28 protein-coding genes and 1 pseudogene are annotated in these 24,297 nt (G+C 59.0%); 14 read left to right on the plus strand and 15 right to left on the minus strand.

Translation table 11 applies throughout. The features are described 5' to 3' along the window. Positions 1-16 precede the first annotated feature (16 nt). Positions 17-256 (minus strand): hypothetical protein, encoded by a 240-nt coding sequence (locus tag E1958_RS11385; protein WP_133511979.1) that lies wholly within the window; start codon positions 254-256, stop codon positions 17-19. Positions 257-759: 503 nt separating this feature from the next. On the opposite strand from E1958_RS11385, the gene radC reads away from it, so the two are divergent. The 5 genes from radC (at position 760) to pdxH (ending at position 3,742) form a co-directional block, all read left to right on the plus strand. Beyond that, the gene (gene radC, locus E1958_RS11390; protein ID WP_089728912.1) at positions 760-1,434 is read left to right on the plus strand and encodes a RadC family protein; all 675 of its coding nucleotides are present in this window, start codon (positions 760-762) and stop codon (positions 1,432-1,434) included. A gap of 15 nt (positions 1,435-1,449) precedes the next feature. After that, positions 1,450-2,016 carry a Uma2 family endonuclease gene (locus tag E1958_RS11395; RefSeq protein ID WP_089728915.1) on the plus strand — a complete coding sequence of 189 codons (567 nt, stop codon included), beginning with the start codon at positions 1,450-1,452 and terminating at the stop codon, positions 2,014-2,016. 148 nt (positions 2,017-2,164) lie between these two features. After that, entirely contained in the window at positions 2,165-2,416 is a 252-nt protein-coding gene (locus tag E1958_RS11400) for a type II toxin-antitoxin system ParD family antitoxin (protein WP_133511980.1), read from the plus strand. 88 nt (positions 2,417-2,504) lie between these two features. Beyond that, positions 2,505-3,071, plus strand: coding sequence for a Uma2 family endonuclease (locus E1958_RS11405; RefSeq protein ID WP_133511981.1), 567 nt, complete (start codon positions 2,505-2,507; stop codon positions 3,069-3,071). 26 nt (positions 3,072-3,097) lie between these two features. Next, positions 3,098-3,742: a pyridoxamine 5'-phosphate oxidase gene (pdxH, locus tag E1958_RS11410; protein WP_133511982.1), complete on the plus strand. Its 645-nt coding sequence runs from the start codon at positions 3,098-3,100 to the stop codon at positions 3,740-3,742. A gap of 130 nt (positions 3,743-3,872) precedes the next feature. Here the strand turns inward: pdxH and E1958_RS11415 are convergent, their stop codons facing one another. The 6 genes from E1958_RS11415 to E1958_RS11430 form a co-directional block, all read right to left on the minus strand. Beyond that, positions 3,873-4,250: a type II toxin-antitoxin system VapC family toxin gene (locus E1958_RS11415; protein ID WP_133511983.1), complete on the minus strand. Its 378-nt coding sequence runs from the start codon at positions 4,248-4,250 to the stop codon at positions 3,873-3,875. Next, positions 4,250-4,585: a hypothetical protein gene (locus E1958_RS11420; protein ID WP_133511984.1), complete on the minus strand. Its 336-nt coding sequence runs from the start codon at positions 4,583-4,585 to the stop codon at positions 4,250-4,252. Before E1958_RS11420 ends, E1958_RS11415 begins: the two co-directional genes overlap by 1 nt. A gap of 175 nt (positions 4,586-4,760) precedes the next feature. After that, positions 4,761-5,141: a helix-turn-helix domain-containing protein gene (locus E1958_RS20885; RefSeq protein ID WP_207787628.1), complete on the minus strand. Its 381-nt coding sequence runs from the start codon at positions 5,139-5,141 to the stop codon at positions 4,761-4,763. A 50-nt stretch (positions 5,142-5,191) separates the two neighbouring features. Then, positions 5,192-5,497 (minus strand): type II toxin-antitoxin system RelE/ParE family toxin, encoded by a 306-nt coding sequence (locus E1958_RS20890; protein WP_243448336.1) that lies wholly within the window; start codon positions 5,495-5,497, stop codon positions 5,192-5,194. A gap of 43 nt (positions 5,498-5,540) precedes the next feature. Continuing rightward, complete coding sequence (locus E1958_RS20290; RefSeq protein WP_165741663.1) at positions 5,541-5,690, minus strand: hypothetical protein; 150 nt, start codon at positions 5,688-5,690, stop codon at positions 5,541-5,543. Between the two features lie 207 nt (positions 5,691-5,897). After that, the gene (locus E1958_RS11430) at positions 5,898-7,604 is read right to left on the minus strand and encodes a glutamine--tRNA ligase/YqeY domain fusion protein (RefSeq protein WP_133511985.1); all 1,707 of its coding nucleotides are present in this window, start codon (positions 7,602-7,604) and stop codon (positions 5,898-5,900) included. A 287-nt stretch (positions 7,605-7,891) separates the two neighbouring features. Here E1958_RS11430 and E1958_RS11435 point away from each other — a divergent pair, with 287 nt between their 5' ends. The 5 genes from E1958_RS11435 (at position 7,892) to fabG (ending at position 11,659) form a co-directional block, all read left to right on the plus strand. Continuing rightward, positions 7,892-8,380: a YceD family protein gene (locus tag E1958_RS11435; protein WP_166664641.1), complete on the plus strand. Its 489-nt coding sequence runs from the start codon at positions 7,892-7,894 to the stop codon at positions 8,378-8,380. A gap of 153 nt (positions 8,381-8,533) precedes the next feature. After that, positions 8,534-8,710 carry a 50S ribosomal protein L32 gene (rpmF, locus tag E1958_RS11440; protein ID WP_133511987.1) on the plus strand — a complete coding sequence of 59 codons (177 nt, stop codon included), beginning with the start codon at positions 8,534-8,536 and terminating at the stop codon, positions 8,708-8,710. 63 nt (positions 8,711-8,773) lie between these two features. Next, on the plus strand, positions 8,774-9,790 hold the full coding sequence (gene plsX / locus E1958_RS11445; RefSeq protein WP_133511988.1) for a phosphate acyltransferase PlsX: 1,017 nt from the start codon (positions 8,774-8,776) through the stop codon (positions 9,788-9,790). An 11-nt stretch (positions 9,791-9,801) separates the two neighbouring features. After that, positions 9,802-10,758, plus strand: a complete 957-nt coding sequence (locus E1958_RS11450; protein ID WP_133511989.1) for a beta-ketoacyl-ACP synthase III — start codon at positions 9,802-9,804, stop codon at positions 10,756-10,758. Positions 10,759-10,918: 160 nt separating this feature from the next. After that, positions 10,919-11,659: a 3-oxoacyl-ACP reductase FabG gene (fabG, locus tag E1958_RS11455; protein WP_133511990.1), complete on the plus strand. Its 741-nt coding sequence runs from the start codon at positions 10,919-10,921 to the stop codon at positions 11,657-11,659. Positions 11,660-11,959: 300 nt separating this feature from the next. On the opposite strand, the gene E1958_RS11460 is transcribed toward fabG, so the two are convergent. After that, positions 11,960-12,781 carry an arsenite methyltransferase gene (locus tag E1958_RS11460; RefSeq protein ID WP_133511991.1) on the minus strand — a complete coding sequence of 274 codons (822 nt, stop codon included), beginning with the start codon at positions 12,779-12,781 and terminating at the stop codon, positions 11,960-11,962. Between the two features lie 228 nt (positions 12,782-13,009). Here E1958_RS11460 and acpP point away from each other — a divergent pair, with 228 nt between their 5' ends. The 3 genes from acpP to E1958_RS11475 all read left to right on the plus strand — a co-directional run bounded on the left by acpP (position 13,010) and on the right by E1958_RS11475 (position 15,114). After that, positions 13,010-13,249, plus strand: a complete 240-nt coding sequence (acpP, locus tag E1958_RS11465; RefSeq protein ID WP_089723812.1) for an acyl carrier protein — start codon at positions 13,010-13,012, stop codon at positions 13,247-13,249. Between the two features lie 336 nt (positions 13,250-13,585). Then, a complete protein-coding gene (gene pabC, locus E1958_RS11470; RefSeq protein WP_243448335.1) occupies positions 13,586-14,419 on the plus strand; it encodes an aminodeoxychorismate lyase in 834 nt (277 codons plus the stop codon). 140 nt (positions 14,420-14,559) lie between these two features. Next, a complete protein-coding gene (locus E1958_RS11475; protein ID WP_133511992.1) occupies positions 14,560-15,114 on the plus strand; it encodes a hypothetical protein in 555 nt (184 codons plus the stop codon). Between the two features lie 337 nt (positions 15,115-15,451). On the opposite strand, the gene E1958_RS11480 is transcribed toward E1958_RS11475, so the two are convergent. The 7 genes and pseudogenes from E1958_RS11480 to rluD form a co-directional block, all read right to left on the minus strand. After that, on the minus strand, positions 15,452-16,531 hold the full coding sequence (locus E1958_RS11480) for a DUF3616 domain-containing protein (RefSeq protein ID WP_133511993.1): 1,080 nt from the start codon (positions 16,529-16,531) through the stop codon (positions 15,452-15,454). Between the two features lie 118 nt (positions 16,532-16,649). Next, complete coding sequence (gene pgsA / locus E1958_RS11485; RefSeq protein ID WP_133511994.1) at positions 16,650-17,234, minus strand: CDP-diacylglycerol--glycerol-3-phosphate 3-phosphatidyltransferase; 585 nt, start codon at positions 17,232-17,234, stop codon at positions 16,650-16,652. A gap of 11 nt (positions 17,235-17,245) precedes the next feature. Continuing rightward, positions 17,246-19,351, minus strand: a complete 2,106-nt coding sequence (locus E1958_RS11490) for a carboxy terminal-processing peptidase (protein WP_133511995.1) — start codon at positions 19,349-19,351, stop codon at positions 17,246-17,248. Positions 19,352-19,429: 78 nt separating this feature from the next. After that, positions 19,430-20,362 (minus strand): isoaspartyl peptidase/L-asparaginase family protein, encoded by a 933-nt coding sequence (locus E1958_RS11495; protein WP_133511996.1) that lies wholly within the window; start codon positions 20,360-20,362, stop codon positions 19,430-19,432. A gap of 224 nt (positions 20,363-20,586) precedes the next feature. Next, a pseudogene (locus E1958_RS11500) lies at positions 20,587-20,712 on the minus strand (ACT domain-containing protein); the annotation flags it as partial. A gap of 337 nt (positions 20,713-21,049) precedes the next feature. After that, positions 21,050-21,820, minus strand: a complete 771-nt coding sequence (gene pgeF / locus E1958_RS11505) for a peptidoglycan editing factor PgeF (protein ID WP_133511997.1) — start codon at positions 21,818-21,820, stop codon at positions 21,050-21,052. A 551-nt stretch (positions 21,821-22,371) separates the two neighbouring features. Next, positions 22,372-23,364, minus strand: coding sequence for a 23S rRNA pseudouridine(1911/1915/1917) synthase RluD (gene rluD / locus E1958_RS11510; RefSeq protein ID WP_133512029.1), 993 nt, complete (start codon positions 23,362-23,364; stop codon positions 22,372-22,374). A 94-nt stretch (positions 23,365-23,458) separates the two neighbouring features. Here rluD and E1958_RS11515 point away from each other — a divergent pair, with 94 nt between their 5' ends. Further along, the gene (locus E1958_RS11515; protein WP_133511998.1) at positions 23,459-24,283 is read left to right on the plus strand and encodes an outer membrane protein assembly factor BamD; all 825 of its coding nucleotides are present in this window, start codon (positions 23,459-23,461) and stop codon (positions 24,281-24,283) included. Positions 24,284-24,297 lie beyond the last annotated feature (14 nt).

Consider the following 24,297-nt stretch of genomic DNA (forward strand, 5'->3'; position numbering starts at 1 on the left):
AAAAAGGTTCGCTGTGTTAATCGGAAAACAGTTTCAGCAACGCAGCGATACTAGGGATTTTTTGCAGCACTTTGCCAATTACGGATAGAACTTTATTGTTCATATCTGTATCAGCACTCCCGTTCTCAATGCACTGTTGGATAAGGATTATCGCCTCATTCAACTGCCGATTAACACTGGCGTTCGCTTCACCGTGCATGGTCTGCTTCAACCCATAGAGGGTATCCAAGACCTTCTTTAAAGACTCGTTTTGCATAGCAATACCTCGGTAGTTCCAACTCGGTGCAATTGCACCAGTCCGCAGAACACAACTGGACCGAATGGAGCGAAGCGAACGCCACGAACCTAATTTCCAACCAGTCCGCCTAAGTGAATGGCACTCAAAGCGGCCGCCATGCGCGCATCGGAGTCTCGATACTCCGTACTACGAGCGTGAGCTTCGGAAATGGTGTTGAATCAACACCGACTGCTCCACGGTTCGAAGCAGCCAAGGTCTAGGACCAGTCATCGAGGTCGAGTCTGTTAAAGAGCACACAGGACGATTCGCCCTGCCAAGGTACGCAGTATACGCAAAAATTTACTGGTTGAAAATAAATTTTGCCAACAGCAAATCTGATTGAGTATTGGTGACAGTAGCTAGGTTGAGCGGACTTGCTTACCCCCCCATAATGCCTACGAACCATTTGATTTGGCAGTTTGACCGGGACACTATCCACTACCCACTAACAACTAGTTACCACCCACGGGAGCGGAGGGGACATGTCGATCACGGAATGGCCCGAGGAAGAGCGGCCCCGGGAGAAGTTGTTGTCCCGCGGCGCCCAGGCCCTTACCGACGCCGAGCTGTTGGCGATCTTTCTCCGCACCGGGGTCTCGGGAAAGAGCGCGGTGGATCTGGCCCGGGACCTGCTCGCGGAGCTGGGAGGACTCAAGGGCCTGTTCGGCGCGGACGAGAAGGGTTTTTGCAGGCTCAAGGGCCTGGGTAAGGCAAAGTACGCCCAGCTGCAGGCCATGCTGGCCTTGAGCCGTCGTTATCTGGAGGAGGAGATCAAGGATCGGGATCTGTTGACCAGCCCGGAAACGACCCGCGCCTATCTCAAGGCCCAGCTGTACCACCATGCGCGCGAGGTCTTCGCCTGCGTCTTTCTCGACAACCGCCACCGCGTGATCCGCTGCGAAGAGCTCTTCCAGGGCACCATCGACGGCGCCAATGTGCATCCGCGTGAAGTCGTGCGTCGCGCCCTGGAGCTGCACGCGTCCGCCGTTATCTTCGCCCACAACCACCCCTCGGGCGTCACCGAGGCGAGCCAGGCGGACCTGCGGATTACCCAACGCTTGAAGGATGCCCTTGCCTTGGTGGAGGTGCGGGTGCTCGATCACTTCATCGTCGGCGAAGGGGATGCCGCATCCCTGGCCGAGCAGGGGCTGTTGTAGCGCAGGAACAATCCAGTGACCAATACCGCGGAACAAGCCAAGCTCGGCGTTGACGATTATCTGGCGGGCGAGGAGATCGCGCCGCTCAAGCATGAGTATGTCGCCGGTGAGGTCTTTGCGATGGCCGGTGCCGGCGAGGCCCATGTCACCGTCGCGCTCAACCTGGCCTCTATGCTGCGCAACCACGTCCGCGGCGGCCCCTGCCGGGTCTATATCTCGGATATGAAGGTGCGGGTCGAGCAGGCGGACGCCTTCTACTACCCGGATGTATTCGTTACCTGCGATCCCGCCGACGGCCGGGAGAAGCGATTCAAGCGTAATCCGATACTGATCGTCGAGGTACTGTCCGACTCCACCGCCGCCTTCGACCGCGGGGCCAAGTTTGCCCATTACCGGCAGCTCGATTCGCTTTTGGAATATGTGCTCATCGAACCGGAACGGCCGCTCGTCGATATCTTCCGCCGCAACGCCGAGGGGGGCTGGGTCCTGCACCCGGTTGCCGAGGGTGGAGAGTTGGTATTCGCCGCCATCGACTTCCGTTGCCCGGTAGCCGCGGTTTATGAAGACGTGGCACTCGGTTGACGGCATTTCAGCAACCCTGAATGATTCGGCGCTGTTTGGGGGACCGGACTATCCCTGCACAGTTACCAACTCCGGGCCGAAAATCGGGATGCCTACAGGTCGCTATGAGCATATAGTACTGGTTAATAAGCGAGAGGAAACCGCGCACATGGCCACGAACACCAGCATTTCCTTAAGCGGGTATTTTGCAGGGTTCATCGCACGGCAGATCGAGAATGGTCGTTACGGTTCCACCGGTGAGGTGGTTTACGCCGGTCTGCGCTTGCTCGAAGAACGTGAACGGAGGCTCGAAACCCTGCGCCAAGCCCTCATCGAAGGGGAAGCAAGCGGCGAGGATTCACCGCTCGATATGCACCAAATCCGGCGTGCAGCACGGGAAGAAGCGGGGTTGGATGCGTGAATCCGCATCATCTTCGAGTGCTGCATGCACGGATGGACTCGGATCTCCACTTGTAGAACCCTGGAATAGGTAAAAAAGAAACAACCCAATGACCAACACCGCGGAACAAGCCAGGATCGGCATTGACGATTATCTGGCAGGTGAGGAGACCGCGCCGATCAAGCACGAGTATGTCGCCGGCGAGGTCTTTGCAATGGCCGGCGCCGGTGAGGCCCATGTCACCGTCGCCGGCAATCTGTTCGCCTTGTTGCGCAATCACGTCCGCGGCGGCCCCTGCCGGGTCTATATCGCGGATATGAAGGTGCGCGTCGAGCAGGCGGACGCCTTCTACTATCCGGATGTATTCGTCACCTGTGATCCCGCCGACAGCCGGGAGAAGCGATTCAAGCGCAATCCGACACTGGTGATCGAGGTCTTATCCGACTCCACCGCCGCCTTCGACCGCGGGGCCAAATTCGCCCACTACCGGCAGCTCGATTCGCTGCTGGAATATGTGCTCATCGAACCGGAACGGCCGCTCGTCGATATCTTCCGTCGCAACGCCGAGGGGGGCTGGGTCCTGCACCCGGCTGCCGAGAGCGGAGAGCTGGTATTCACCTCCATCGACTTCCGTTGCCCACTGACCGCGGTTTATGAAGACGTGGCACTCGGCTGAAGAATGCCTTCCCCTAGCCCATCCAAATGACGACCACCCCGGAGGACTTCCGCACCCAGGCCATGGCGCGTGGACTGTCCAGGAAAGCCCTGGAGCCCGATCCTATCCGTCAGTTCCAGCACTGGTACGAGGAGGCGATCGCTACCGGCATCCCGGAGCCCAACGCCATGAGCCTGGCAACGGTAGCCCCAGACGGCCAGCCCTGGGTGCGCACCGTGCTGCTCAAGCTCTATGACGAGACCGGCTTCGTGTTCTTTACCAATTACGAGAGCCGCAAGTCCAAACAGATAGCGGCGCAACCCAAGGTCGCCTTGCTCTTCCCCTGGGTCGCCCTGGCCAGGCAGATCCAGATCACGGGCAGGGCCGACCGGATTCCGACCGCCGAGTCCCTCAAATACTTCGCCATCCGCCCCCGGGGTAACCAGATCGGCGCCTGGGCCTCGCCCCAGAGCCGGGTCATCAGCTCCCGCTCTTTGCTGGATGCCAAGGTGGAGGAGATGCGGCGCAAGTTTTCCCAGAGCGAGATCCCTTTACCCGGTTTCTGGGGTGGTTTTCGAGTGGAGCCCGAGACCATCGAGTTTTGGCAAGGCCGGGAGAGCCGGCTACACGACCGCTTTCTTTACCGCCGCACACCCCAGGCCGGTTGGCGCATCGAACGACTCGCGCCTTGAGGGGGGCACCGTGAAAAATTCGGTAGTGCTTAACAGGTAGTGATGAACTTCCCGCTGAACCTTTCCCTTCTCCGCTGAGAGAATTACACGACCACTACATGTTAAGCACTATCAAAAATTCAAGGTGCCCTTATGGATAAGGTGACTCCAGATCGGGAAACATTGGGAAGTGCTTCACGTTCCTGGTAACAAGCTTAGCACCGTTAATTTGCGCAGTTGCGCCAATGATCGCATCAACGAGTCCTATTCCATGACTGGGCGCGTATCGATTCCTGAAATATCCACCGAGTATAGCGATTTCGGCAGTAACTTCCAATATCGGGGTTAATTCGAGAAATCGTTCAAGTTCGGATAATTCGTGTTGTCCTCTGAATCCACCGTAGAGTTCCGCAACAGTCATGGCCGATATGCGAGGGACTTGTTGAAGTCCTTCTAGAAATACAATAGCAGCGGGATGTTTCCTGAAATAGTCAATGATAACGCAGGTATCGAGGATCACTGTTTTCATTAAAATAAACGGTTACACTCTTTCCGGATTCTCGACATCTCCTCTTCCTTCTCGGGATGACCCTCCCAAATACCTTTCAATGACATAAGCGCCTCTTTCCACTGTTCCAGTGTGGTCACGGGCTTTGCCTTTGCGATTCCATCCTTCCCCTTCCAAGTCCCCCGTTCTTCTTCAACGGGTCCCTTGTAATCGGTAATGGTGCGGGAGGGTCTTTCATCTCGTTCCATATCGATAACGAGATGAATATGTCGAGGGCGGTTGTTTTTACTCCTCTCTTCGGCCGTCCACTGTTCCAATTCGTCGAAACTGGAGAAGGTCGCTTTGGTTACCGGCATGTCGGTGACTCCTGCAGCAACGTCATTCAGTCAACCCGTCATCCCGCCGGGGATTGGCGGGATTCAGTCACAGTGCGGTTGGCGCATCGAACGACTCGCGCCTTGAATGCTTGGCTCTCTTTCAGATCCTTTGGCTCGGGTCCTTTGGTCACAATGGCGAGGTCCTAGGTAGGTGTCAAGCCGGGCAGCCTGCTGTGTGTTTGTCCACTGTCCGTTTGCGGCGCACTTCCCCTTTGTCCTTCTCCTCGTTGCCGAACAAGGCGGCAAGGGACACGGCCGGCCGGTCCGGAAAGCGGACAATCAGGTCCAGAGAGCCGCCCATGGCGGCAATGTAGCTGCGCAGTGTGGACAGCAGCATGTCCGCCCGGCCTTCGAACCGGGAGATGTTGTCCTGTCCCACGCCGAGCAGCTCCGCCATGCGCTCCTGCGCCAGGTCCTGCGCCCTGCGCAGGTCCCGCAGTGTCATCTCCTCGGCAATCAACGCCTTCGCCCGCGTCTCGATCCTGGTGCGCCGATCCGCCGCAAGCGCGTTTATCGCATCCTTCAACTCTTTCATGCTTCACCCCCCCTTCATTCCGACAGTTATCAAACCGCTCATCCGCCTTCTTAGATGAGCTGTTTGTAGAAGCGTTTCTCGCCCCTCCCTGCTTTGTCTCCTGCCACCAGCAGGATGGCACGGCGTTTCGGGTCGAAGGCGAACGCAACACGCCAGACCCCATGGTTGGCATTGAAGCGCAGCTCCTTCATGTTCGCGTGCTTGGAACCCTTCAGGGTATCGACGCGGGGCCGCCCGAGCCGTGGCCCAAAGACCTCCAGGAGCTTGGCGTGAGCAAGCAATTCGTCCTGGACCGCTTCGGCCAGATCCATAAACTCCCTCTCGAACGCCGTATCGAGCAGAACAGTCCATGACATTCCCATAACATGACACCATAGACATATGTTGCCAAGAATATAATCAGAGGCAAAAAAAGTCAGAAGGTCCGCTGACTTCGAGCAGGATTTGTACCGTATCGGGGCGCGTGAATACCAGCAGCCGTTCCAGCACGGTGAATGTCACGAAATGCGGCGCTCGCGGCTCGACAATAGGGTAGCGGCTACGGCTCATAGCATTTCCGATACACTCCGCGGCGCGGAGCTTCCGCATTTCCACGCGGCGCGTGGGAACGAGAGAAGGGGAACAAGTTAGAAGGTCCGCGCAGCGGACCCTACGCTAACCATCTGATCGACTGTAGGGTCCGCTGTGCGGACCGCCGGGATGTTGCAGCCATTCGACATGTGAAAACAGTCGGTCAGCGTCGGATGTCAACAGGCCCTAATCCCCCGTTTTCCGGCCCCCCATTTTCTGGCCCCAGGTATCGCGCAGGGTCACGGTGCGATTAAACACTGGCCTTGCGGGATGGGAATCCTTGTCCGCCACGAAATAGCCCTCGCGCTCGAACTGAAAGCGATCGCCCGGCGCAGCCGCCGCCAGGCCCGGCTCCAGGAAGCACAGCGTCAGGGTATGCAGGGAAGCCGGATTCAGGTCCGCGCGAAAATCCCGCCCCCCCGCGCCCGGCTCCGGCACCGTGAACAGCCGATCATAGAGCCGTACCTCCGCCGCGATCGCTTGCCGCGCCGAGACCCAGTGGATGACGCCCTTGACCTTGCGACCTTCCGGGTTCTTGCCGAGGGTGGCGGGATCGTGCGTACACCGCAGCTCGACGACCGCTCCGGTCCGGTCCTTGACAACCCGGACGCAACGCACCACATAGGCGTTGCGCAACCGCACCTCACCGCCGGCGACGAGCCGTTTGAAACCCCGGACGGGCTCCTCCATGAAATCGTCGCGGTCGATGTAGAGCTCCCTGGTGAAGGGAATCGGGCGCGTCCCCTTGGTCGTATCCTTGGGGTGATTGGGCACGGTAAGCAGCTCGGTCCGGTCCTCCGGATAGCTTTCCAGCACCAGCCTGAGGGGCCGCAACACCGCCATGGCCCGGGGGACCTTGCGGTCCAGATCCTCGCGGATGGTGTTCTCCAGCATGGCCATCTCCACCAGGTTGTCGGCCTTGGTCACGCCGATGCGCTCGCAGAAGGTGCGGATGGCCTCCGGGGTATAGCCGCGGCGGCGCAGCCCGGCGATGCTCGGCATCCGCGGGTCGTCCCAGCCCGCGACGAAGCCCTCGTCCACGAGTTGGGTCAGCCGGCGCTTGCTCATTACCGCGTACTCGAGATTGAGCCGGGAGAACTCGATCTGGCGCGGCCTGCAGGGTACCGAGACATTGGCGACCACCCAATCGTAGAGGGACCGGTGGTCCTCGAACTCCAGGGTGCAGAGGGAATGGGTGATCCCCTCGAGGGCATCCGAGATCGGGTGGGTGTAATCATAGGTGGGGTACAGACACCACTCGTCGCCCGTCCGGTGATGGATCACCCCATGGCGGATGCGGTAGAGGACGGGGTCGCGCAGATTCAGGTTAGGCGAGGCCATGTCGATCTTGGCCCGCAGGGTCAGGGTCCCATCGGGAAACGCACCGGCCCGCATATGCGCGAAGAGGTCCAGATTCTCCGCCACCGGACGCTCGCGGTATGGGCTCTCCTGCCCGGGTTCGGTCAGGGTACCCCGGTACTCGCGTATCTGCTCCGCATCCAGCGCGCAGACATAGGCCCGCCCCTTCTCGATCAGCTCGACGGCGAACCCGTAGAGCTGCTCGAAGTAATCGGAGGCAAAATAGAGCCGCTCTCCCCACGCGTAGCCCAGCCAATGCACGTCCTCCTTGATCGCCTCCACGTACTCCCGATTTTCCTTGTGCGGGTTGGTATCGTCGAAACGTAAGTTGCAGGTGCCTTGGTAATCCTCGGCAACCCCGAAATTGAGCACAATGGACTTGGCATGCCCGATGTGCAGATAACCGTTCGGCTCCGGCGGAAAGCGGGTGGCGATTCGCGCGTGCCTCCCATGGGCCAGATCCTCGTCGATGATCCGGCGGATAAAATTGGGGCGAATGAAATTGGTCTTTTTGGGGTCTTCTTTCTCGGACATCTGGGCGCGACCGTTGCGGCAGGAATGGGATGGACAATGCAAGTTAGGGGCCATTATGCCTCAATGGGGACTCAGTTGATGCTCGCCCTGATAGGCAGACAGGACCGTAGGGCGGGAAAGCGTAGCGCATCCCGCCGCAAGCGAGGCTGATAACCGGCGGGAGGTGGCCATCCCTGGCCTGTCCCGCCCTACGCTGGCTCGCCCTGACAGGCGGGCCTATATTTTTGGCAGATAAGTGCTGTCCATATATAATTTAAAAGTTTATGTCCTCGGTGCTTCCAAATCGATTGGACCCTTGGCGAGCCGTAGACAGTCGGTTGGTCCTGGTAGGTCGTCTGCCCTTGTCGAGCCTGCCGCGGTTGCGGGGCTCGCTGGTGGAAGCTACGGGCGATGCTCGGTTCCGGCTTGCGTTTTTCCGTGATGAAGCACAGCGAGCCCTGTTGCGTTGCGAGGTGGTCGCAACCTTGAAGTTGCGTTGTCAACGTTGCCTGGAGGCACTCGATCACAAGGTCAGCACCGACACCCTGTTGGCATTGGTCTTAAGTGTGGACGAGGAACGTCACCTGCCGGAACCTTATGATCCCCTGCCGGTGAGCAACGAACCGATCCGACCTGGGGATCTGATCGAGGATGAGCTGCTGCTTGCGCTGCCTCAGATCCCGATGCACGAACCAACCCTTTGCGTGCGGCAGCTGCCGGATGTGGACGTTGCGCGGATGCAATCCGGTGAGGCGAGTCCCTTCAGGGTGCTCGCCGAACTCAAACGCAGGGGATAGGGGTGCATCCTCGATAGATCACAGCCGTGCGGAAACTCGGAGCTCCGGCGGCCGACTTGATTTGAAGAGAGAATGCAAAATCGGGTCACGGAGCAACGGTAACCTTAAAGGGCACCTTGAAAGATTCATGGTCCCCTTGAGTCGGAGGCAAAAATGGCAGTTCAACAGAATCGGAAGACCCCTTCCAAACGGGACATGCGTCGTTCCCACGATGCCTTGTCGAGGCCGACGCTGGCGGCGGATCCCACGACGGGCGAAATCCATCGTCGTCACCATGTATCGTCGGATGGTTATTATCGTGGCCGCAAGGTCGTGGACAAGAACGACTGACGGCGGCCGCCGCTATCTCTACGACACCTGCACAGGGCTCTCAGCGCCGGGAGCGAGTACCTCTTGTCCGAACGTCTAACCATCGCCCTCGACGCCATGGGAGGTGACTACGGCCCCGCCGTGGTCACCGCCGCCGCCTTGCAATTCTTAAGCAAATCCAATCAGATGGCGCTGATCCTGGTGGGGAAAGAAGAGGCGATCATTCCCCATCTCGGCAGGGTCGATTTCGGCGATCGCCTGACTGTCCATCACGCCTCGCAAGCGGTCGGTATGGACGAGCTTCCCTCCAGTGCCCTGCGCAACAAGAAGGATTCCTCCATGCGGGTGGCACTGAACCTGGTCAGGAGCGGCACCGCCGATGCCTGCGTCAGTGCCGGTAATACGGGGGCTCTGATGGCGATCGCGCGTTTCGTGCTCAAGATGCTGCCGCTGGTGGATCGGCCGGCCATTATTGCCGCCGTACCCTCCCTGCAGGGACAGACCCATATGCTCGATCTGGGTGCCAACGTGGATTGTACGGCGGAGCACCTGTTTCAGTTCGCGGTCATGGGCAGCGAGCTGGTGACGGCGGTGTCCGGCGTCAAGACCCCCAAGGTCGGTCTGCTCAACATCGGGGAGGAAGAGATCAAGGGCAACGAGCAGGTCAAACAGGCCCACGAACGGCTGGCCGGCAGCAGCTTGAACTACATCGGTTATGTCGAGGGAGACGACATTTACCGCGGCGGCGTGGATCTGGTGGTGTGCGACGGCTTTGTGGGCAACAGTGTCCTCAAGGCCAGCGAAGGCGTTGCCGCACTGGTGCGCCATATCCTCAGAGCGAGCTTCAAGCGCAACCTGCTGACGCGACTCTCGGGATTGGTGGCCGGGCCGGTTCTGAAGCACTTGGGTCGGGCCTTCGATCCCCGGCGTTACAACGGGGCCAGCCTGTTGGGGCTGAAAGGCATCGTCATCAAAAGTCACGGGGGCGCCGATCGGTTGGCGTTCGAGAACGCGATCCACATCGCGGAGCAAGAGATTCACTGCAACATCCCGGACCGCATCGCCCAGCAGGTAGCGCGGCAATTGAAAGCAGAAGAATAGAGGACAAGGGCGTGAGTCTTTATGCACGCATTGCCGGGACCGGCGGCTTCCTGCCCGAAAGGGTCCTGACCAACCAGGATATCGAGGCGATCGTCGACACCTCCGATGAGTGGATCCGCGAGCGCACCGGGATCCGCAAACGCCACCTCGTCACCCAGGGCGAGCGCTGTAGCCGGCTGGCAGAAGTCGCCTCCCGCCGGGCGCTTGCGGATGCCGGCATCGATCCCGCAGCGCTCGATCTCATCATCGTGGCGACCACCACCCCGGACCAGGTCTTCCCCAGCGCCGCCTGTTTCCTGCAGCAACGTCTGGGTATCCGGGGTTGCTGCGCCTTCGACTTGGTGGCCGGGTGCACGGGCTTCGTCTATGCCCTCGGGGTAGTGGACCAGTTCATCCGTACCGGCGGCATAAGGCGTGCATTGGTCGTCGGTGCCGAGATCCTCTCGTACATCGTCGACTGGCAGGATCGCGACACGGCCGTATTGTTCGGCGACGGCGCGGGCGCCGTGGTGGTAGAGGCCGGGCCGGAACCGGGCATCCTCTCCTCGCACCTCCACGCGGAAGGCGCCTACACGGACATACTCCAGGTTCCCGGCGGGGTCGGCGACCGCAAGCGGGACCCCTACATCGAGATGAGGGGAAACGAGCTGTTCAAGATAGCGGTCACTACCCTCTCCGATGTGGTCGAGGAGACCCTCCGGGCCAACGGTATGCAGAAGTCGGAGCTCGACTGGCTGGTGCCGCATCAGGCCAACTTTCGGATCCTCCAGGCCGTCGTGCGTCGGCTGAAGCTGCCCCTGGACCGGGTCGTCGTCACGGTGGGCGAACATGCCAACACCTCGTCCGCATCTATCCCCCTGGCGTTCGACGTCGCGATACGGGATGGACGCATCCGCCGCGGTGAGACCGTGCTGATGGAGGCCTTCGGGGGTGGTATCACCTGGGGATCGGTGTTGCTGGTGTACTGACATCGATAACATCGAGCCGGCAGGATTTTCACGGAAGATTTATCCGCCAATGAACGCCAATCAACGCAAAGGGATCGAGAACCGTCGCTCGACAGACGAAACCTGGGTCTTCGGGGGTGCAATCCCACGAGCCTGACGATAGCTTGGGAGGCAACGAAACATGCTTAATGGCGAGATCGCACTGGTAACAGGTGCATCCCGGGGGATCGGACGAGCGATCGCACTGGCCCTGGGCGAGGCAGGAGCTAGCGTGGCCGGTACCGCTACCACCGAGGGCGGTGCGGCCCGGATCGACCAGACCTTGCGGGAGCAGGGATACCAAGGCCTGGGTGTGGAGCTGAACGTCACCGATCAGACCTCGATCGACATCGCCTTGAAGCATTTGAGCGACAGATTGGGTACCCCGACGATCCTGGTCAACAACGCAGGTATCGTCCGCGACAATCTACTCATGCGTATGAAGGACGCGGAGTGGGCCGAGGTGATCGATACCGACCTGAGCTCGGTCTATCGTCTGAGCAAGGCCTGTCTACGCGGCATGATGAAGGCGCGCAAGGGGCGGATCATAAACATCACCTCCGTGGTCGGCGCAATGGGGAACGGAGGGCAAACCAACTATGCTGCCGCCAAGGCCGGTATGATGGGCTTTACCAAGTCCCTGGCGCGCGAGGTCGGATCCCGGGGCATCACCGTCAACTGCGTGGCCCCCGGATTCATCGATACGGACATGACGCGGGACCTGGATGAGACGTACCGCGAGCACCTGCTGGCCGGTATTCCCTTGGGACGCCTCGGTAATCCGGAAGAAATTGCCGCCGTCGTGGCCTTTCTCGCCGCCGAGCAGGCCGGTTATATCACCGGCGAGACCATCCATGTCAATGGCGGCATGTACATGGGCTGATCCTATTTCGGTAGTGGGTAGTGGTGAACGGTAGTGGTAAATTTATAAGTGTTAACGTAGAGAGATTCATCTTTTTGATCCCCTCTCCATCCAACCCTCTCCCTGGGGAGGGAGAGGGGGTATAGCGGCCAGTGCCGTTGGTCATGTTACAACTTAGATATCAACCACTACCTGGTGAACTTCTAACTGATAAAGTGGTTGATAGTCCAAAAAGACTTCCGTCCGCCTAGCAGCAGAGCGATCCAACCTACCCTCTATCAGTTAAAGACTTACCACTACCCAAAATCATAACACCACTGGTCAAGGTTTTCTCGCCTCGATGTAAGCCGAGACCACATAGTCATCCACTGCACGCCCTGGCGCCCAGTCCTTGATGAACTCGCGGGATTCATCCTTGGGCTCGATGCGGATATCGAGAAAACCTGCCTGCTCGAGCATCGCGCGGACCGCATCGGAGGAAGCCGCACCGCTCACACAGCCTGAATACATGGCCTGATCGGACTTGACCTCGTCCGGCAACTCGGCGGTTGTCACCACATCGGAGATCGCTAAACGCCCGCCGCTTTTCAACACCCGGTACGCGTCGCGGAATACCTGTTGCTTATCCGGCGATAGATTCACCACGCAGTTGGAGATGATGACATCGACGCTGGTATCCGCCACTGGCAGGTGTTCGATCTCGCCGAGGCGGAACTCTACGTTGGCGTAGCCGCCTGTTTGCGCGTTGGTACGGGCCTTGCTGAGCATATCGGGTGTCATGTCGATACCGATGACACGGCCTTCGGCGCCCACCTCGCGCGCGGCAAGGAAACAATCGAAGCCGCCGCCGCTGCCGAGATCGATGACCACCTCGCCGACCTTGAGCGCGGCAATGGCGCGGGGGTTGCCACAACCGAGTCCCATGTCGGCACCCTCGGGGACCACCACGAGATCCTCTGCGGAATAGCCAAGACGGGTGGAGGCAACGCCGATAGGGCCGGCGGGCACGCCGCAACGATTGTTCGGCTCCCCGCAGCACGCCCCCGTTTTGTGGGTGGCCGCTACCGCGGCATAGGCCTTGCGCACCCCGCTTCGAATATCGTCCTCGGTCTTTGCCTTAGTCTCAGTGGTCTTTTCGTTCATCGCTTACCCTCTAGTTAAAGTGGGTTTTCTCTCAGCAGGGCTAGTATTATACCCCGGTGAGAGATGTGGGCTGGAAAAACAGACCAAAATCCAGCAAAGTTAAGGGTGCGTCGAGGGCGGATACGCACCTTTCATCCTGAACCGATTGTGACCTGAACCGATTGTGAATAGAATACCGCGTGCCCTGGGGTCAGGGCCATCCATCTAAATCTGGAGGAAGATAACACAATGAGCAGCGTCGAAGACCGAGTGAAGAAAATCGTGGTCGAGCAGTTGGGGGTCAAAGAAGATGAGGTAGTTCCCGAGGCCTCCTTCGTGGACGATCTGGGCGCGGACTCTCTGGACACCGTCGAGTTGGTGATGGCCCTGGAAGAAGAGTTCGAGACGGAGATCCCGGACGAAGATGCCGAAAAGATCACCACCGTCAAGGAAGCGATCGATTACATCAAGGAGCACACTACTGGTTGAATCTTGTCGCAGACACGGTGACGCGCCACGCGGCGGCGCACCACTGTTCACATTATCCTTGAGCAGAGATCGGGGTACCCCATGAGCGGAGGCCATTTTTTGCCTTGTGGCGGTTCGTGATCAGGTAACCCACCACCAACCACGAGACGCCGGATGCGGCGTGTGACCCCGATAGATGCCCAACAGCGTCCGTGAGCCGGAGATCGATGTTGCCGTGACCGATTCCTTCTGCTTCGGCGACACCAAGGGTACGCCCATCCTCTGCCGACTGTTAGGTGCGGGCGGAGGAGGTTTGGTGTGGCCGGCGCAAGGTTTGCGGTATTGGTTCCGAGAGCCTTGATCAATGGGTCAGAGGCCAACTGCCTGCCTGTCTCCGACCGCGGTCTGCAGTATGGAGACGGGCTGTTCGAGACCCTTGCCGTGCGTGATGGCGCCCCCTGCCTGTGGCACGCGCATCTTGATCGCCTCGCGCGGGGGGCTGATCGCCTCGGGATTCCCTGTCCGCCACAGGAGCTGCTGCTGCGTGAATGTCGGCAGCTCGCCGGAGGCGAATCCACCGGGGTGGTGAAGATCATCCTCACCCGCGGCAGTGGGGGCCGGGGCTATGGCCCTCCCGAGGGCCCGCAACCCAGCCGTATTCTCACGCTCCATCCCTGGCCGGATTATCCCCCGGACTGGGGGGAGCAGGGTGTCGAGGTGATCTTCTGCCGCACCCGGCTTGGTGAGAATCCGGTGCTTGCGGGCCTCAAACACCTGAATCGGCTGGAGCAGGTCCTGGCGCGTTCCGAGTGGCGGGATCGAGGGATCGCCGAGGGACTCATGCAGGATATCAGGGGCCGAATCATCGGCGGTACCATGTCCAATCTGTTCCTGGTCCGCGCTGGTCGTCTCCTCACACCGCGGCTGGATACCTGCGGCATCGCCGGTACGGTGCGGGACCTGGTATTACGCATTGCCGGCGCTTTCGGCAGCAAGGTCTTGGAGAGGGACATCATGCGTGCCGACTTGTTTGCTGCCGATGGACTCTTCCTCACCAATGCCTTGATTGGTGTGTGGCCGGTGCGGCGCCTGGGAACCCAAAAAATGGGAACCCGGAAAATTAGTCTCGATAACCTACCCTTAGAGCTGCTGGCGGCCGTGCGGCGAGCGACCCGGACACCCCTCAACTAGGTCCTGTTGACATTTGGAGGGGCTCTAAGAGCGAAAAATAAGGTGAAACGGGGTGCTAGATTGGGGTGAGGAACGAACCTCAACGGCGAAACTGAATTCCGTGCCGTTTCAACCAGGGTGGCTGCAAGGGAGAAGAAGAGGTGGCACTGAGAATCAAGAGTCATTGGTGGAATGCAGAGCAGGCAAGGTCCGTGCCGGAGATCGCGGGTGCACTTGCCTTCATTGCCTGGCGTCTTTCCGTCGAAAAAGCCGTCAACCTGCATTGTGAGCGCTTCGTCTATACCGACGACAGACAACGCATGGCGGTCATTCAGGAGTATCTCGTCTTCCTGATTCAGATCGCCGACCGCCTATGTTACGGCATCATGAGCGAAGATGACCGCCGCACACTGATCACCACCGTCGTCACCAAGGTCATCGAACAGGTTCAGGACAACGGCCAAGACCTCTTCGGCGACGGCAACCATGGTCGTCCCTTCATCGCATTGCTCAACCGGCGTTCCGACGAGTATGCCCAGCTCCACTTCGACGGCGAAGGACCCAGCTATCCCTTCCTGCGGCACCTGGGCTACGAAATACAGTGTGTCATGGGGCAACAGGAGGAGAACCGCTGGGTCATCGACCAGGTGATGGATAAGGACGGTTGGGAGGCCTACCAGCAGTTTTCCGGCACATTCAGGAACCTGTTCGAGTAGCCTGGATTCATTGCGAGCCGCAACTTAGAGACTGTCTAAAAAGGCGGTCTCTTAGGATACTTAAAGCCCCTCTCCCTGGAAGGGAGAGGGGTTGGGGAGAGGGTGATCCAAACACGCCCGCCCACGCGCTCAATCAGGCAAAATCAAGGGGTTAGTTTTTAGACAGTCTCTTAGCCTTAATACGACGCGAGGCTACAGGTCCGGAAGCGGTCACGCACCTTGATCGGGGCTCGTTTACAGCAGCAGGTTGCAGCGAGTTCCAAGGGCTTCCCCCCACATGGCCGATTCACGCTCAACATGATGCAAACCGGGAAGCGGTTTTAGCCGGTCATCAGCATCAGGCGTCGGGCGGGGCAAAGACGTCCGCCAGGATCGCGTTCTTGGCCACCAGGCGGTCCGACCTTGGGGCGTCGTAGACAACCAGGAGTCCGGAATCACCGTACCTGCACAGACCTTCGGCCTTATCGCCGTGGGTCATCAGCGGAAGGTGGTAGAGCAGCTCCAGCCGCCCGTCATCCAACGCAGTTATGCTGTCATCAGTGAGATCGGCAGCGTAACGTAAGCGGTAGATACTCTGAAGCCCGGTGATATCCATTGTCGGGCCGGCCAGGATGAGCAGATCTGAGCCATACCACATGAGCTCACGAACGCCCATGCCCTTCAAGTCGATAAAATGTTTTCGATAATGCCTGCCATCGGACCCTATGGGCTCCAGCGTGAGCCGGTTGCCTGTGCTCTCGACGAGGCATATTTCCAGGAGGATCGCCCAACCCCGCAACACCGGTCCGCGCAATCCGAGAAACAGTCGATCTTCTCTGACAGCCACCCCCTCGATGTCAAAGCCATTCTCCTTCGACGCGATTTGTTGGCAACCGCCGTGCTGCTCCTCCCCCTTGGTGCCCAGGAATGGGCCGAGATGTGGGTCCTCTTGCAAGGCTAGGGATAGTGCGTTTCCCTCTTTGGTAATCGGGATTTGGGTGAGCCTGTCGTCCTTGAGCTTACCTCCATCGATCTGTGCGGACGCGATCAGGAACCGGTTTGGCCGCAGCCGGACCTGGGAGAGACGTTCCAAGTTGTCCTCTATATCCTTTTTGGGTTTGAATTTCTTGCGGGTGCCGGTATGGGAACCTACGATCCAAAGTCGATCCTCCTCAATGTCCATTCCCTCGATGTCAATCTCCTCATCCTCTTCAGGCAGCTCGAGCCGATCAGACAGGTCCTGGTAGAGGTGCTTGGCAAATACGTCGGGGGTCTTACTCTTGAGCCGCGACAGTCCGGTCGATTCGTCATTGCCGAGCCATAGATTCCCCTCCCGGTCCTGGGCACAGGCGGAGAGGTGACAGCGGAAAAGGTCCGGCTCATTTGTATCTCGGTCGAATCGCAACAGGACACGGGAGCATGGGTAGGTTTGCATCATAGTTTTTCTCGATCTTTGGCATCCGTTGGTGCAGCTTGATTCCTGCAGATTGGTCTGATAGCAGCGATTCACGGTGATAGCCCGGTGTTCACCTCATCGAAAAGCAAGCCGTTCCGCTTTACTGTTTCTCCTCACCGTCCAACGGTCTGTCCGGGGACTTTAAGCTCGGCCAGGCCGCACGTAAATAGAGCAGCATGGACCAGAGCGTCAGGACCGCGGCGATATAGAGCAACCCCATCCCGAAACCGTAGAACGGCGAGTCCGTATCGTCCCGGCTGGAAATCAGCAGGATGATGGCGACCATCTGCACTGTTGTCTTGAACTTTGCGACCTTTGAGACGGCGACCTGCGTCCGGGCGCCAAGCTCGGCCATCCACTCGCGTAGGGCGGAGACAGCGATCTCGCGGCCAATGATAATTGCCGCCGGGAGGGCCAAGGCCGCCCGTGGATCCGACTGCACCAGCAGCACCAGTGCCACGACAACCATGAGCTTGTCGGCCACCGGATCGAGAAAGGCGCCGAAGGGTGAAGTCTGCTGCCAGCGTCGTGCCAGGTATCCGTCAAGCCAGTCCGTGAGCGCGGCAACGCTGAATACGAGGGCACAGACGAAGGGGGCCCAGGAAACAGGGATGTAAAAGATCCCGACGAAGACCGGAATCAACAGGATACGCAACAGGGTCAACAGGTTGGGAGTATTCCACACAGGCTCTGAAATCAGTCGCGCATGGCGGAGCGTGGCCGGCCGGGAGAACCGAGGCGGATGGCGTCGGCAAGGATGCGGGCCGCCTCCTTTACCTGAATCCGCGCAATGATTTCCTGTTGCTTCTCCAAGGCGTCCTGATCCACATCATCGGTGTTTTCATCCACCGGATCGATGCCCTGCGTCCGCAGAAATGCATTGCGCTGGTCCTTGAGTACACGTTCGCGTCGTTTCGATTCGATGCGTCTATCCCACTCGCGGAGCGAAGCGACGGTTTGATCGTCTAATTCTCTCAGCACTTGCTCCTGGGCGGTCAGCATGTCGAATCCGGGGTCGCGGCGGATGCGCTTCTCGGAACGCTGCCGGAGCGATCGTATTTCTCCTCCGCTCAGGGAGACCCGGGCGTAATCGGCTGCCTCGATCTTGGCCCACGGCAGCGGATTGTCCAAGGCCCGCTCCCCATGGTCGTCGGAGTCCGACATCGTTGGGAATGCGATGTCGGGCACCACGCCGCGTAGCTGCGTGCTGCCACCGCTGATACGGAAGAACTCCGCTACCGTAAGGCGGAGACGCCCGAGGTCGTCTTCCTGTTTGGGGACGAAGCGATTGAGATCGATCAGGGTTTGGACTGTCCCCTTGCCGAATGTCGGCTCGCCGATAATGATCCCACGACCATAGTCCTGCATCGCAGCGGCAAAGATCTCGGAGGCGGAGGCACTGTTGCGGTCGACGAGCACCGCCAAGGGTCCCTTATAGAGGATACCCGGATCCGGGTCCGTCTCTACCTCGACCTTGCCGAAGGCGTCCTTTACCTGCACGATCGGGCCCGTGTCGATAAAGAGCCCCGTCAATGCCGTTGCCTCGGTAAGGGAGCCGCCTCCGTTGCTGCGCAGATCCACCACAATGCCGTCGACGCCTTGGCGTTTGAGTCTCCGGATCAGACCCCGCACATCCTGGGTCGTGCTGCGGAAGTCTTTGTTCCCCTTCGATTCGGCTCGGAAATCGCGATAGAAAGCCGGGATCTCGATAACCCCGATACGTACCCTGGGGACAGTATCTATGTTATCAATCAGATAGCTCTTAGCGGCCTGATCTTCGAGCCTGATCTCGTTGCGTACCAGGGAGATTTCACGTGTTGCCCCATCCGATCCGGAAGACTTGGGCTGGATCTGGAGGCGCACCACCGAACCCTTGGGACCACGGATCTTATCCACCACATCCTGTAGCCGCCAACCGATCACGTCTTCCATCACGCCGCCTTTCCCTTGGGCCACGCCGACGATTTGATCGCCGCTGTGAATCAGGCCACTTTGCCGGGCCGGTCCCCCGGGGATGGTACGTTGTACCACCGTGTACTCGTTCTCTCCGCGCAGCACCGCACCGATGCCTTCCAGGGAGAGCCGCATGCTGATGTCGAAATTCTCCGAGGTACTCGGGGACATGTAGCTCGTGTGGGGCTCCAGACTCTCGGTGTAGGCGTTGATGAAGGTCCGGAAGACATCGTCGCTGTCGAATTGCCGGATACGCCGTGCCAACCCTTGGTAACGTCTGCGTAGGAGTCCCGGAATCTTATTTTCTTGCTGCTTGGAAAGGCGCAGCCCGAGCCAGTCGTTCTTTACCCGCTTGCGCCAGATTTCGTCGAGCTCGGTGCGCTTCCTTGCACGCTCCGCCTCGGAACGGTCGAAACGGTAGCTCTCCTGGCGCTTGAAGTCGAAGCCGGCGTCCAACAGAGACAAGGCAAGCCTGACCCGCTCGTCGACCCGCTGACGGTAGAGACGGAAGATCTCGAAGGCGGCGTCGAGTCTACCCTGCGTCAAGTCGTCGTCCAGACGATGGGCAGTGTGCTCGAAGCGATCGAAATCCCCTTGCAGAAAGAAAGATCGGTTGGGATCCAGCGCTTCGAGGTACTTCTCGAAGATCCACTCGGCAAACCCGTCGTCCAAGGTCATTTCGCGGTAATGAAAGTGCTCCAGCGCCTGGTTGATGATCATCGTGGCCCGTTGTTGGCGGTATGTGGGTACCAGGCTCGAAATCGGGACATCTTGAGACTCGGCGCAAGCCAACCCGGCGGGCAATGCCAGCAGCAAGGCAATCAGCAACGGAATCAGGCGCTGTCTCATAAGGACCACTCTTAAAGATTTGCAAATCGGCTGTTTTCTTAAGGAGGATTGTTGTCGAAGCTCGGTTTTGTTTCCTTTTTAAATCCCTACTTCGGGTTTCCCATCTTCAGTGACTCGTCCCCATGACATACCTTTGGTGGTAAAATGGAAGTGGCCTTTTCCTATTTTGTCAATGACTATAATGCCGCCTTTACCCCCAGCCGGCAACAGTTCTTCGCTCAGTATCTTACTAGCAGCAGCTTTCCCGTCCATTGCTTTGTATTTTATGAGAGAGCATATACTGTGCGCAGCAGCGTAACGAATGAAAAACTCCCCATGCCCGGTACAAGATACCGCACATATGTTGTTTTCCGCATAGGTTCCCGCTCCGATAATAGGGCTATCCCCTATACGTCCAGGTGCCTTAGTTCCAAAACCTCCGGTAGAAGTACCGGCACTCCAGGTCCCGCACCGATCCCGGACCACAGCTCCCACAGTTCCAATGTCCTTAGCGGAGGGAGTTGCCTTTGAACTGTAAAAGTAACTATTAGGTACGGTTTCTAAACCTTGTTTCTCTGCAAATGCATCTGCCGCATCTCCGGCAAACATCACATGTTTCGAAGCATTCATTACTTTTTGTGCCGCTTTAATCGGATTTTTTACTCTTTTAACCGCGGCAACAGCACCACAATTTTTATCATCCCCACGCATGATTGAAGCATCGAGCTCAATGAAGCCCGCTTTATTTTTATTGCCTCCTCTACCGGCATTAAAAAGAGGAGAGTCTTCTAAAATTGAAATAACCTTAACTACAACGTCCTCTCCCTTTGCTCCATTCTTAAGAAGATCATGTCCCTCAGCCAGAGCCTTTTGAATCACTTTAAGCATCTTTTCTTGTGTTTCTTTGTGCTTGTCTCCTGAACCCGATCCACCATGTATCATCAGAGTGAATTCCTTTTGTTGATTGCACTCGGCATAGAGTTGATTACTCCAGAGACTGAATATAACGATCAAGATTGGTAAATATTTCATATTTCCTTCTATTACCTTAATACGAGAGAATACATACAAGGCCCCTTAAGCAGCAGACATTGTCTGCAAGCGATGTTTGACTGTCGAGCACTGCCATCCGCGGATTATCCGAGCCGGGTCTCCACGGATGCGATGTCCACCCGCATCCCCTCATGGGCCAGCATTGCCACCGAGGCCCTGAGCGACTCGGCGTTTGCTCAGAGTAGCCTTGGATGCTCATAATGTAAAATGGTGAAATTACCACCGAGACGCAGCATCGACGCCTCGCCGAGGTTACCGCCGGCCTCGAAGACGGCGTGCGTCACACGGGCGACGATACCGGGCCGGTCCACCCCGACCAAAGTGAGCATGTTCCAGGCTGCCGAGATCCACCTCGTCATCGTTTGGAATCGCCCCGACCGGCCCCTTCCAGAGGAGCTACGAGCCCTGCGAAGGGCACGAAAAGGAAGGGTTACTCGTCAGGTCTCGTTACTACCGTATCAGTATAGGGTACCTTGAGAAATAGGTGTTTTCATCAATCAATCAAGCAACTCCGACCATTGATTATTCAGACGCGCCGTTGACGAAAACCGTATTTTCAAGGTGCCTTAATGGAGGACTTGAAGAATTCCATACTTGGGATTTTCAACCCCCCCTGTTGGGTGTAAACGGCGTGCATCGCGGCGGAGAATCCAGGTGTGATGGATATCAACCAGCGTCCGGATCGATCCAGATCAGGCTTGCCATGCGCCCGGTAATCTTATCGCGCCGGTAGGAGAAGAAGCGCTCGGGGTCGGAATAGGTACAAAACTCGCCGCCCCAGACCCGGTCGACGCCACAAGCGCGCAGACGTTCGCGGGCCAAGGCATAGAGATTCGCCAGCCATTTGTCCCCCCATTTGTCTCCAGGCGCCGGCACGAATGCGGCCTTGGTGTCCTTACCCCCCTGCGCGAGGAAACGCGCCCGTACTTCGGCTCCCACTTCGAATGTCTCCGGACCGATAGCCGGTCCCAACCAGCACAGGATCACTCGGGGCGGCACCGCGAGCCGGGCGATGGTCGCTTCGATGATACCCTGCGCCAGGCCCCGCCAGCCAGCGTGTACTGCCGCTACGCGGGTTCCTGCCGCATCGCACAGCAACAGCGGGAGACAATCCGCGGTCAGCACGGCACAGACCTCCCGCGGGCCCATGGCGATCACGGCATCCGCCCGGCAAGCCCTGGGCTCCCTGACCGCATCGGCGACCCGACAACCATGGACCTGTCGCAACCAATGGGGCTCCGTGGGGAGGCCGAGGCGTGCGCGCAACAAGGCGCGATTTTGCACCACCAAGGATGGCTCGTCCCCCACGTGATCGGCCAGATTCAGGCCGGCAAAGGGTCCGGTACTGACACCTCCGCCGCGCGTCGTGCACAGGGCCCGCACCCGTGGCGGGGCGGGCCAGCTCGGCTCAATCCTCCACTCCAGGGTTGTTGACATTTATCTGAGCGAGCCAGGTAGGTCGGGTTAGAGGCTGTCTGAATGCGGTTCGCTGAATGTCAACAACCCGTAGGATGGATGTAGGATGCGGTGAGCGCGGGAGATCTTTCAGGATGGCACTGCCGGGTAGCGCGAACCGCATCGATGATGCAGTGAGCGCCTGCCTGGCGTCCCAGGGACGCCTGCCTGTGCCGGAGGGGATAGGTAGGCCGCGAACCGTATCTTTGGATGGTGGGCGTGTTCAACTGGTTGGGCACGGGCCATTCATTGATGCGGTTCGCGCGGGGTGTGTGCACCGACCGGCAAGCTCAGAACCACCGCGCTCACCACATCCTACGCTTTTTGCTCAATCTATCCAACTCGCTTCTAACCAAGTCCGGTCCTCCAAACGACGCCGAATCATTCAGGATTACTTTTAACCGGACAGCTTCTTAGAGGCTGTCAAAAAACTAACCTATTGATTTTAAATCGGTAGGCTGGGGTGAGGAACGAACCCCAGCTTTGGTTATTGCTGGGTTTTGGCCATCCCTGGCCGCAACCCAGCCTACGGCCTACGGTCCCTTTTTAGACAGTCTCTTAGGCCCATCATGTTCCCGCAACAAGTTCAACAGCACATGCATGTCCCCGGGTAGGGGGATCTCCCAATGCATGGCCGTTCCGGTCAGCGGGTGGTCGCATCCCAGTGCAGTGGCGTGCAGGGCCTGGCGGGGAAACCCCTGCAGGGCCTCGGTCAGGCGCACACCTGCGCCTTGGGGGGGCCGTGGGCGACCGCCGTAGGTCCGATCTCCCGCCAGAGGATGGCGAATGTGGACCATATGGACCCGGATCTGATGGGTGCGTCCGGTCTGAAGCCGCACGGCAAGCAGCGTATGGGCGTCGAACCGTTCCCGGACCCGGTAGTGGGTTACGGCCGGCCGGCCTCCCGAGACCACGGCCATCCTGGTGCGGTGGAGCGGATCGCGGCCGATGGGTGCGTCGATGGTCCCCCCTGCGACCAGAATACCCTGGACCAGGGCGCGATACTCCCGGTACAGGCTACGCCGTTGCAGCTGGTCCACTAAGGATTTATGGGCCAAGAGCGTTTTGGCTACCACCAGGAGTCCACTGGTGTCCTTATCGAGCCGGTGTACGATCCCGGCACGTGGCACCGAATCCAGTTGGGGGAGATGATGTAGCAGGGCGTTCTGCAAAGTGCCGTCTCGGTTCCCGGCAGCGGGATGGACTACCAATCCCGCCGGCTTGTTGACCACGAGTAGCTGGTCGTCCTCGAACAGGATATCCAAGGCAATCGGTTGGGCAACACACAGATTGCAGGGTTCCGGCACCAACTTCAGGCGTATCTCCTCACCGCCCCGTACCTTATCGCGGCGCCGGCGGGTCCTCCCGTCCACCAGCACCAGGCCCTGGTCGAGCAACCGCTGCAAGCGGCTGCGAGAGTATTCGGGCAACAACCCGGCCAGGACCTGGTCAAGCCGGCGTCCCGTCAGCGCCGGGTCGATACGTAGGCAATGCTCCGCGGGAACCGTTCGGTCGGCGTCCTTCATGCCGACTCCCCGCACTGGCGTTGAGACAAGCGGCTGCTCCGAGACTCGGCGTTTCGGTATAATCCACTCGTTCTTCTTCTGAGCAAATTGCGGCATGACCCGGATCCGATCGACGCTCATCTGCGCGCTTGCGTTCACCCTGACGGCCTGTGCCTGGCTGGAGAGCTACCAGGATCCAACCCGGGCCTGGAACGTGACCAAGCTCTATTCGGAGGCGGCCGCAGAGCTTGCCGCGGGCAACTACCCAAAGGCCATCGAGTACTACGAAAAGTTGGGGGCCCGTTATCCGTTCGGGCGCTACGCCATGCAGTCCCAGCTCGATGTGGCCTATGCCCATTACAAGGCCGGGGAACCCGAGGCGGCGATCGCCGCAGCCGACCGCTTCATCAAGCTCTACCCCCAGCATCCGTATGTCGACTATGCTTACTACCTCAAGGGCATTGTCAACTACAACCGCAGTGTCGGCTTCCTCGACCGCTATATCCCGACCGATCCGTCCCAACGCGATCCAGGCTCCGCGCTGGACGCCTTCCAGGATTTCGCCGAGCTCGTGCGTTTGTTTCCGGACAGCAAATACGCCTCCGACGCTCACCAACGCATGGTCTTTCTACGCAACAACCTGGCCCAGAACGAGATCCACGTGGCTCGTTACTACATGAAGCGTCAGGCCTATGTGGCAGCAGCCAACCGCTGCAAGCATGTCATAGAGCACTACCAGCGCACCAGCGCCGTCGCGGATGCCTTGGAGATACTGATCGAGGCCTACAAGCACCTCGGCGAAGACCAGCTGGCGGCAGATACCGAACGGGTATTGACCCTGAACCGGCGAGCCGGTCGCTTGTTGGATGACGAGCCACCTCCCGAGGAGGTCAGCCTCGGACGCAAGCTCTGGGACTATATTGGGCTGGATACCAATTAGTCCAGCCACCAGCT

Source organism: Candidatus Thiosymbion oneisti, from assembly GCF_004359955.1.
GTDB classification, from domain to species: Bacteria; Pseudomonadota; Gammaproteobacteria; order Chromatiales; family Chromatiaceae; genus Thiosymbion; species Thiosymbion oneisti.